General features: G+C 40.9%; 2 protein-coding genes. One reads left to right on the top strand and one right to left on the bottom strand.

The annotated features are described in order from the left end of the window. Nucleotides 1-122 precede the first annotated feature (122 nt). Nucleotides 123-1,625, bottom strand: a complete 1,503-nt coding sequence (locus CUS89_RS02865; protein ID WP_104870970.1) for a helix-turn-helix domain-containing protein — start codon at nt 1,623-1,625, stop codon at nt 123-125. 782 nt (nt 1,626-2,407) lie between these two features. Between CUS89_RS02865 and CUS89_RS02860 the strand changes: the two genes are divergently transcribed. Next, complete coding sequence (locus tag CUS89_RS02860; protein ID WP_104870969.1) at nt 2,408-10,162, top strand: InlB B-repeat-containing protein; 7,755 nt, start codon at nt 2,408-2,410, stop codon at nt 10,160-10,162. Nucleotides 10,163-10,179: the final 17 nt, after the last annotated feature.

Below are 10,179 nucleotides of genomic sequence, written 5' to 3'. Positions count from 1 at the left end.
AAAAAAGGCGCCATCCACGAAAATTGTTCTTCAAATTTTCGTGGATGGCGCCTTTTTTCTCGAGGTGAAATACTTTCCGATCTCTTTTTTATGTAGCCATTAGATATAAGTAGTGTTTTTCTTCATTTGTTTTCTAAATAAACAGGTAAAGACAAATAAGTGATCGTCTCCATTAAAAGACGCCAATCCGCAATCGTCGGTACATTAGATATTCGATGGATCTGGCAAGTATGTTCATCAATCAAATGGAGATCATAATTACAAACAACTAAATCAGCTTGATACGTTTCGATGGATTCTTTTGTTACCGCATGTTCGATTTGAAATTCAATCGTCGACCGTTGCATAAATAGTGCCTCGATTTCATTTAGGATGTAATCATCTAAAGATGGCGGACCTTGGATCGTAAACAGAATACGTAAAGGACGATGAGATTGTTTCAACAAAAGCGAAGCATGAAACGTCGTCAACGCGGCTGCAATGTAGTCGATATGAACAAAACCAAACATAGGATTGTTTTTTAGAAGAGTTAGTTTTTCAAGCCAAATTTGGTAGATCTCAGGATGACGTGCCTTCATTTGCGTCACCATTGTGGGTGAATGTAATTCATAAGTATGACTCATTTTAGAAAGTAAACGGGCATTGACCAAGTATGCCTCCAATTTCTCTAGGGTACCGTCTTTGACCAGTTGTTCTGGGAAAACAGATGCTAGAAAACGTTGGACCGCCTCGATCACACTAGGGACCTCTTCTCGATAAAAGGCATAGGAACGGCCATCATCCAAATTGCTTTGACGTGTGTAGGAAATACAATGAAGGGAGACCAAATATAACCACATCGTTTCATTTAAGGAGAGTGTGTCTTTTGAGCGTGAAAGATAGTAATCCTGTAATAATGGTTCAAGTGAAGAGAAACCTTTGCTACTTTTGATCAACACTTTGATGCTACGATTCAGGCTACAAAGCTTTTTGCATTTCCATCGTGCTTTTGCAATGGATAGCCATAAAGCGGCACGAAAATGACTGAAATGTAAAAAGGCGTGATCTCTTTTATGTCCTTCGTCAACTAGATACTGGGCATCGATTTCGCTATCTGAATCAATGATCGTACTGTCGCCAAAGCTCGAGTAAAAGGCAAAAAAACAAAAACGAATATCTTCTTCTCTACCTGAGAAAGTCAATGGTCCAGTGGTGATCGTCACATTGAATTCTTTCAAGATATTATTCATATGGCGGATCGTTTTAAAGATCGTACTTCTAGAGACCATTAAGGCATCGGCTAATTCATCGGTTGAGTAACTTACATTATGAAGTAGTAGTTCCATGATTTGATAAGTGATCGTTCTTTTGGCTAATAAAGTGATCATCGAGTCGATCGTCATTACTTTTTTGTATTGGAACGATAACAAGCCTTTTTGATCGATCGTTAGTGAAACGGAATGCTCACTCAGCGCATGGTTGATTTCTTCGATGTCTTTTTTGAGTGTGGGCTTTGACTTTTCTAAGTTAAGAGAAAGATCATTGATCGTTAACTGGTTGGTTTTATTTTTATGTACCATATTTAAAATTTGATATTGTCGCTTAAACTGATTATCAAGTTGTAAGGTGATGGGTAAATTTTCCATTATTCTGGCTTCCAATCTTTATTTTTCTATAAATATGTAAGAAATATAGTCTCTCTGTAAAGTTAAAACACATAGTTAGATAGGTTCAGGGGAAGATGTGCATATTATAAGTATACAAAAAAAACAAACGTTTGAAATAAAAAATCATTATAATTTAAAAATAATGTGTGTTTAATAAGGAAAAATAGTGAGGAATCAAGCGTTTTTATTATATTCTTGTTTTTTAAATAATTTTGTTATTTTTTATATGGAATGATAATTTGTTTTTCCAAAAAATAATACGTGAAAATTTGTTGGTTGTGTAGTGTAATATTTTTTTCTTAACAACAAAAAAATAGTTTCCAAGAACAAGCGAATATGTTGGGAACAATCATTATAACAAGATTTTCTAAATTTATATAAAAAAAGTAGTGTTTTAATTTTTTTTATTCGAAAAAAATTAAAAATATACAGCTAATAGATTAGTGTTATTATAATCAAAAGATGAAAAAATAATTGTTGTGTTACATCGTTATTTAATGTTGGCTTTTCATCGAGATTTAGAAGGGAGTGCATGTACATTCAATTGAACAAACATATAACGAATGAACGACTTACAAAATCAAGGGTCGTTCAATAAGGTGTTGGAACGATCTATTATGGAAAATAGTTTTTTCTTTCATCGAAAACGTAGTGAACAGATAATACTATAATGGACCAACACAAGAACACTGAGTATAACTTTCTGCTAAAATCAGCAGATTACTTCACGTCAAGTAACACGTGTAGAGTAGGAGGAGGAAATGACTCATTTTTATAAGAAACAATTTCTACATATTATTGTAATTGTTTTGCTGCTTTTCTCGTCATTAGGGAATAGTATCAGCGTTATCGCTGAGACGATCAAAGAGTCAAACGTAGAAGAACAAGTAGAAGATGTTGATGAATCACAGGAAAAAACGGGAGAAACGTTGGTGGAAAGTGAGGAGACGACTGAAGACGAAAGTGAGCGGATAGAGGAAGCATCGGAAGAAGTGGTAGAAGAAGAACCTTTATTAAGTAGAGAACCAAGAGCTATCGGTCAATTATCGAATCTTGATGGTTATTGGCTTACTAGATTTTTACAAGGGAATGCCAGCGGTACTCGGACTCAGTTTCCAACCACTTTCAGGAATTTCTTTTTAAATGACAGTCGGGCAAGGGTAGTCTGGACTGGTAGCAATCAATTAGGAAATCGAACAGGAAGTCGAATTGAAGGGACAGTCTCGTTACCAAGGCAGTTTATATTTCGTAATGGTCGTGACTATTTAATGTCGGGAGGAAGTATACCGACTTTTCCTTCCATGCCGCTGAGAAACGATTACCAATTTGGTAGTATCGTTTTGCAATACAGCCAGGGGGATTTTACAGCGACTATTCGTGAACGAACACCTTATCAAATAAAGAATGCTGTTTTATCTCCTACTGATGGTGCGAATGAAGGAACATTAGCAGACTTTCAAGAGTTTATCATTAGTATTGAACGAACGAAAGATGCAACGATTACGAGTCAACGTACCAACACAATGACGATTGATACAAGATGGATATTCAATACTTTCTTTGAAATACCATCGAGTTGGCTTTATGCCTACTATCCTAACTATACCGCTGTTGCTTCTCAAGGAATCCAAGGAAGTTTTACAGAACTGCCCGCACATACCTTGGCATTTGCTAGAAATCCATCGCAAGGAGCGAGTGCAAATCCCTCGGCGCCTATGACCACACTGGCACAAGGAGCAACAACGACGGTGACCGCTGCAGCACCAGCAACTGGGTATCAATTTGCAGGGTTTGATGTGAGTGGCACAGGAAGTTCGGTCACGAATGTGAATACAGCCAATCGCACAGGCACGTTTACCATGGGATCACAAAATGCGACGGTCACCGCTCGTTATGAGTTGAGTAATCGCACTTTAACTTTGGCACGTTCGCCACAGGCTGGAAGTGCCAGCAATCCAACTGCGCCGACGACTAGTCTGGTGGTAGGGTCATCAACGACGATCACAGCAGGAGTACCTTCTCCTGGTTATCGTTTAGCTGGGTTTAATGTGACAGGAAGCGGTACGATTACGAATGTTGATTTGGCAAATCGCACAGCAACCTTCACGATGGGTACTGAAAATGCGACAGTCACCGCAGAGTATGCTTCAACAGTCATCCGTAATAAAGAGGATCTCGGAAAGTTTTTACGTAGTCAATTTCCCTACGATGCAAATGATCAAACATACACGATCGAACCAGAGGCAAATCAAACGATCGACATGTCAGGAGAAGGAGATTTTTCAGGGCGTAGTCAATTTTCTGGTAACCTGATCGGAAATGGTACGATCATCAAAAATCTTTCATTAGTAGCTTCAAGTGCTTCTCTTGGATTGATTCAAACGTTAAACGGTAGCAACCTTTCACGAATCGAGAATCTAAGCTTAGCGGGATTGAGCGTCAATAATACGCGGACACAATATTACTCTGCTGGGATCATCGGTCAAATCGCTAACGGTAAGTCAGCGGAGCTTGAAAATATCACGATCGATGAAAGTAGTCAAATTGCTGCTAGTCAACCCTATGGAAGTGCTGGCTTAATCGGGATCAACAATGGCTCTGCAACAATCAAAAAGGGGGAGGTTTCAGGAACCTTACATTCCAATACTTCCAATGGATTGATGGGTGGCTTAGTTGGACAAAACCGGGGACAGTTGACGATTGAAGAAAGTCTTTCTCAGGTCACTTTTACCGGAGGCGGTTCTTATACTTTAAGTTTTGGGGGAGTAGTTGGCGAAACCCAAGGACTAGTGACGATCACTGATTCTAGAAGTGAAAGCCGCACAGAAATCAATTCATCAAGTGGAACGTATCGGGGTGGCTATATTGGTAGTGTGACTTCATCAGGAAATGTCACGATCCAACGAAGTGTCAATTCGGGAGATATGCGAGGAAATAACAGTTATGTTGGCGGATTTATCGGAAGGATGTCTGGAACTGCTCGAATCGAAGAAAGTTACCACAGTGGGCATGTACAAGGGAGTACGAGCCTTGGGACTGCTGGGTTCGTTGGTTTAGCAGAAGGTGGTGGAGCTCTTGATATCGCTGATAGTTATAGTGTCGGTTCTTCAAATGGCAATGGTGTGATCGGTGTCAATCAACTAGCAAGTAATGTCAGGTTGAATCAACTCTTTGTTGCTGGTTTTACAGCGGGACAACCGATCACCTCAGATAAGACAGGTATCACTACCACGAGTGTCTATTATGATTCTAGCACCACGAATAAAGCAACAACGACAGGTGTAGGTGAGGCGCGAACAACTTTGGAGTTGATCGAATCTACAACCAGTGAGTTAGGTTTTGACAATAGCTGGCGGACTGATTTTTCCGTCAGCCAACGCACGAATAAAACCTACCCTTATCTCAGTTGGCAAACGAATAACGCACAACCGACGATGTTTTTTGATAGCATCGATCCAATGGTCGATCGTCAAGTGACTGGTAATCAAGTGTCGGTAACGTTGGATTTACAAAACGAGCCATTGAAATTGTTTAATCCATATAGTTCTGGATTAGCTGGCGAAGCGACAGAAGGAACCTTCACTTTCAATCGCGGATCTATTGCAAAAGTATCGATCGGTGTCATCAATCAACAAGGCGTCGTTGGGTTTACCGCACGAAGGATGACCGTTACTGTTGCACGCAATCCGCTTACTGGCAGTGAGCATAATCCAGAGATTGAAAAGAATGATTTTCTTGAAGGTGAAACGGCACAAATCACAGCTGCTGAACCTAATCAAGGATATCGTTTTGTTGGATTCAGTGTCACAGGTGCGGGTAGTGCAATTTCAAACCTTGATCTGACAAAACGTACTGCAACGTTGACGATGGGGACAGAGAACACAGCCATTACAGCGGAATATGCTTCAACGGTCATTCGCAATGCCGATGATCTCGGGAAGTTTTTACGTAGTCAATTTCCCTACGATGCAAATGACCAAACATACACGTTTGAACCAGAGGCAAATCAGACGATCGACATGTCAGGAGAAGGAGATTTTTCAGGGCGTAGTCAATTTTCTGGTAACCTGAGCGGAAATGGCACGATCATCAAAAATCTTTCATTAGTAACTTCAGGTCCTTCTCTTGGATTGATCCAAACGCTGAACGGTGGTAACCTTTCACGAATCGAGAACTTAAAGTTAGAAGGGTTAATCGTCAATGATACGAGGACACGGTCTAACGTGGCTGGAATCATCGGTCAAGTAGCAAGCGGTACGTCAGTGGAGCTTGAAAATATCATGATCGATAGAAGTAGTCGAATTGCAGCTAGTCAACCTGATGGAAGTGCTGGTTTGATCGGGAACAACCAAGGTTCAACAACGATCAAAAACAGTGAAGTTTTAGGAACGTTACATTCCAACACAGCAAATGGACTGATGGGTGGACTCGTTGGTAAAAATGACGCTCGATTGTCCATTGAGAGTAGTCTTTCTCAAGTTACTTTTACTGGTGGTGCTTCATATACATTAAATATCGGTGGACTAGTGGGTGAAACCAGTAGTGAGGTAACAATCACTGAATCTAGAAGTGAAACTCAAACAGCGATCAATTCTTCAAGTGGAACCTATCGTGGTGGATTTATCGGTCGAGTAACATATTCAGGAAATGTCACGATCCAACGAAGTATCAATGCCAGTGATATGCGAGGAAATAACAGTTATGTTGGTGGATTTATCGGAAGGATGTCAGGAGCTGCTAAAATCGAGGAAAGTTATCACAATGGGCATGTACAAGGGAGTACGAGCCTTGGGACTGCTAGTTTCGTTGGTTTAGCAGAAGGAAATGGCGCCCTTGATATCGCGGATAGTTATAGTATCGGCTCATCCAATGGTAACGGTGTGATCGGGGTCAATCAGATGGCGGATCGTGTCACATTCAGCCAACTCTTTGTTGCAGGCTTTACAGGAGGACAACCGATCACCTCAGACAAGACAGGTATCACTGCCACGAGTGTCTATTATGATGCCAGCACTACGAACAAATCAACAACGACTGGTGTAGGTGAAGCAAAAACAACCTTGGAGTTGATCGAATCAACAACGGCTGCACTGGGTTTTGGGAATCGTTGGCGAACCGACTTTTCAGTGGCTCAACGCACAAATAAAACCTATCCGTATCTCAGTTGGCAAACGAATAATACGCAACCTTCGCTGTTTTTTGATAGCATCGATCCAATGGTCGATCGTCAAGTGACGGGTAATCAAGTAACGGTAACGTTAGATTTAAAAAATGAGCCCTTGAAATTATTTAATCCATATAGTTCAGGGTTAGCTGGTGGAGCATCAGAAGGAACCTTCACTTTCAACCGTGGAACTGTCACGAGAGTATCAATTGGTGTCATCAATCAACAAGGTGTCGTTGGGTTTACCGCACGGCGAATGAGCCTAACACTAGCGCGTGATCCTTTACTAGGAAGTGCAGCTGATCCAGTCGCTGACCAAACGAATTTTATCGAAGGAGAAACAACAACGATCCAAGCAGCTGAAGCAAATACAGGGTATCGTTTCGTTGGATTTAGCGTGACAGGTACAGGAAATACCGTGACAAATATTGATCAAAAAAATCGAACCGCTACTTTCACGATGGGGACAGAAGATGCAACAGTGACAGCAAATTATGTGCAAACGGTCATTCGTACAGCAGCAGATCTAAGTCGCTTTTTGAATAGTCAAGCGCCTTTTGATAAAGTCGATGAAAACTATTCGATCGAACCAGAAGATGGGGTAGCAATCGATATGGCAAATGCAGGCACTTTTTCTGGCAGACAGGTATATGGAGCGAAATTGATCGGTAATCATGCAGTCATCAGAAATTTGACGTTGACTAGTGGAGAAATAGAGTTAGCATTTATTCGCTCGGTAGGAAACAGTCCTTTACGAATCGAGAATTTGCTATTTGAAAACTTGAGGGTAACGAATACTAGAGGACAGTCTTTTACCAACTATACTGCAGGATTGATTGCCCAAATCGGCACAGAAAATATTGTTGAACTTGAGAATGTCAAAATGGACAGTAGCAGTAGTATTGTTTCAAGCCAGTCGAATGGGAGCGGAGCTTTTGTTGGAAACAACAATGGAAAACTAACGATTACGAATAGCCAAGCATCAAGTAATCTCCACTCGAATAGTTCAAATGGTTTACTAGGTGGTTTCATTGGTCGCACGACAGGAGTGTTTACCATGAGTCACTCTAGTTCAAAAGTGAATTTTACTAGTGGTAATAATTACTCCTTGAATTTAGGAGGATTGATCGGTGAAGCATCTGGTACAGTAACGATCACCGATACACATAGTGAAACTCGCTCGACAGTTAATTCTTCCACATCTAGCTATCGTGGAGGGCTGATTGGTTATGTTTCAGAAAATGGTCAAGTGCAGATTGAACGAAGTATTAATTCAAGTGATCTTCGAAGTGGGAATAGTTATGTCGGCGGGTTTGTTGGTCGTATAGCAGGAAATGTGACGATCAATGAGAGTTATCATAATGGATATATGCTTGGAAGTCTATCTAATGGTTCCGGTGGATTTGTGGGTAAGCTCGAAGGAAATGGTCGCCTAACGATGACAGACAATTATAGTGTTGGGTCAACGAACGGACATGGGGTGATCGGAACAGTCGATTCGACTGCAACGGCACAGCTTACGAATTTATATGTCGCAGGATTTACTGCAGGTGAACCGATTTCGAATACTACAACAGGAATTACAGCCAACAATGTCTATTTTGATACAACAACGACAAGAAAAAATACGACTACTGGTGTGGGTGAAGCACGAAGTACAACGGGATTGATCGATGTAACCACAACTGAACTTGGGTTTGGTGAAAATTGGTTCACAGGATTTGCTTTGGGGAGCAGTGCCAATCGAACTTATCCATACCTGAGTTGGCAGACGAATGGGGGACAAACACCCGAGTTTTTCAACTCGATCCAACCAGAAGTAGATACACCTGTTTCAACAAACCAAGTGGCAGTGACATTGGATCTTGCCGGGCAACCTGTTCGCTTATTCAATCCCTATCAAGCAGACTTGGCAGGTAATGCCACGTCAGGTACGATTCAAGTCAATCGAAACAATGCAGAACGCTTTTCAATCGGGGTCATCAATGAACAAGGCGTCATCGGTTTTACTGGTATCGGAAATTACACAGATATCCAACCTAGGAACCAAGTCTTGAACTATGGCTATGGAGAAACGGATTACCAGGCAAAAGACTTTGTCACAGTATTCAAAGATCGGAGTGTAACAGACGATTATGACGCACGGTTTGTGAGCTTCCCTGATTCGTTGAATGGTCAATCCGCACGTGTAGAAGTTTCAAAAAATGGCACAGTATTAGCTACGATCAATGTACCAGTCACCTATCAGTTTGGACATTCGTTGAATGTAAGAGGCATTAGATTCCAAGGAACAGACCTACGAGCGGCAACTTTCACCTTGAACAGTGATCAAACACAAATTGTTGCGACCTATAATAGTGCTTTAGCTGGAACATCGGTTCATTCCAATTTTGGAAATGATATGTATTATCAAATCAGGCACTACAACCAAGCAACTGTTTCTAATGGTCCAATGAATACACAAACGCCAGATTTCGATTTTTCTGTTAATGGCAATCAAAGGTTGGATACATTGAATGGTTTCGGAACAAATCGAAGGCTTTCAGTTGCAAAAGGCGACATCGTGGAAATATTCCATGCAGAAGCCAATAGTAGACTGGACAACTTCCAAGATAATATACTGCAACCAAGAATATCAGATAATCGGAGTCGTTACCAAATCACAGCAAATGGGTTTGAACGATTAAACATCGATCGTTTAAATCCACGGGAACAAAAAACAGTCTTAGGAATGTCTCAGGAAGATATGGATCGTCAAATTGGACGATATTTAGATATCAGTCAATATCCTACCTTGAAAATAGAAGGTTTCACTCAATATCCCGATACATCTAAAGAAGGAACGACGAATGGCAAGATCGTTGTCAGCGAGTCATTGGTGAATGGCGAAACTGCCACATGGGAATATACCATTCCTTTTGTGGTGGAAAGTGACCCAGCGATCCATGTGACGTTACCGGTTCGGATGGCTTTTGATGTCTTAGACGATCAAGTGACCAGTGATGATTATCAGGTGATCAATCATTCGACAACGACAGATTTGACAGTTTCATTCCATACCAAAAATGACGTGGAATTAGCAAGTACTTCAAATATTGTCTTTTTAGGTTCAAAGGAGCAAGAGGCGATGGAAGAATCGATGTTTTTATATTTACAACGAATCGGTGCAGCGCCATCCGATAAACCTTTAGTTGGACAAGCAAGTACTTATGCTGGTGCACAATGGACCGAGTCAGTACCGTCGGATTCCCAAATGGCACTTGGTTTTACGGGGGAATACTTTGGGGATACGACACAAAGCAATAAAGTAACAGGCAAGTTAAGTTTACACTTTGCAGCTAAGATAAATTGAACATAAACAAGAAGGTG

This window comes from Enterococcus mundtii, from assembly GCF_002947535.1.
Taxonomy (GTDB): domain Bacteria; phylum Bacillota; class Bacilli; order Lactobacillales; family Enterococcaceae; genus Enterococcus_B; species Enterococcus_B mundtii_B.
This window is presented reverse-complemented; position numbering and strand designations above follow the sequence as displayed.

Bases quoted from the DNA above. Each gene is read 5' to 3' on its own strand.
- CUS89_RS02865 (WP_104870970.1), bottom strand. From the start codon at position 1,625: ATGGAAAATTTACCCATCACCTTACAACTTGATAATCAGTTTAAGCGA.
- CUS89_RS02860 (WP_104870969.1), top strand. From the start codon at position 2,408: ATGACTCATTTTTATAAGAAACAATTTCTACATATTATTGTAATTGTT.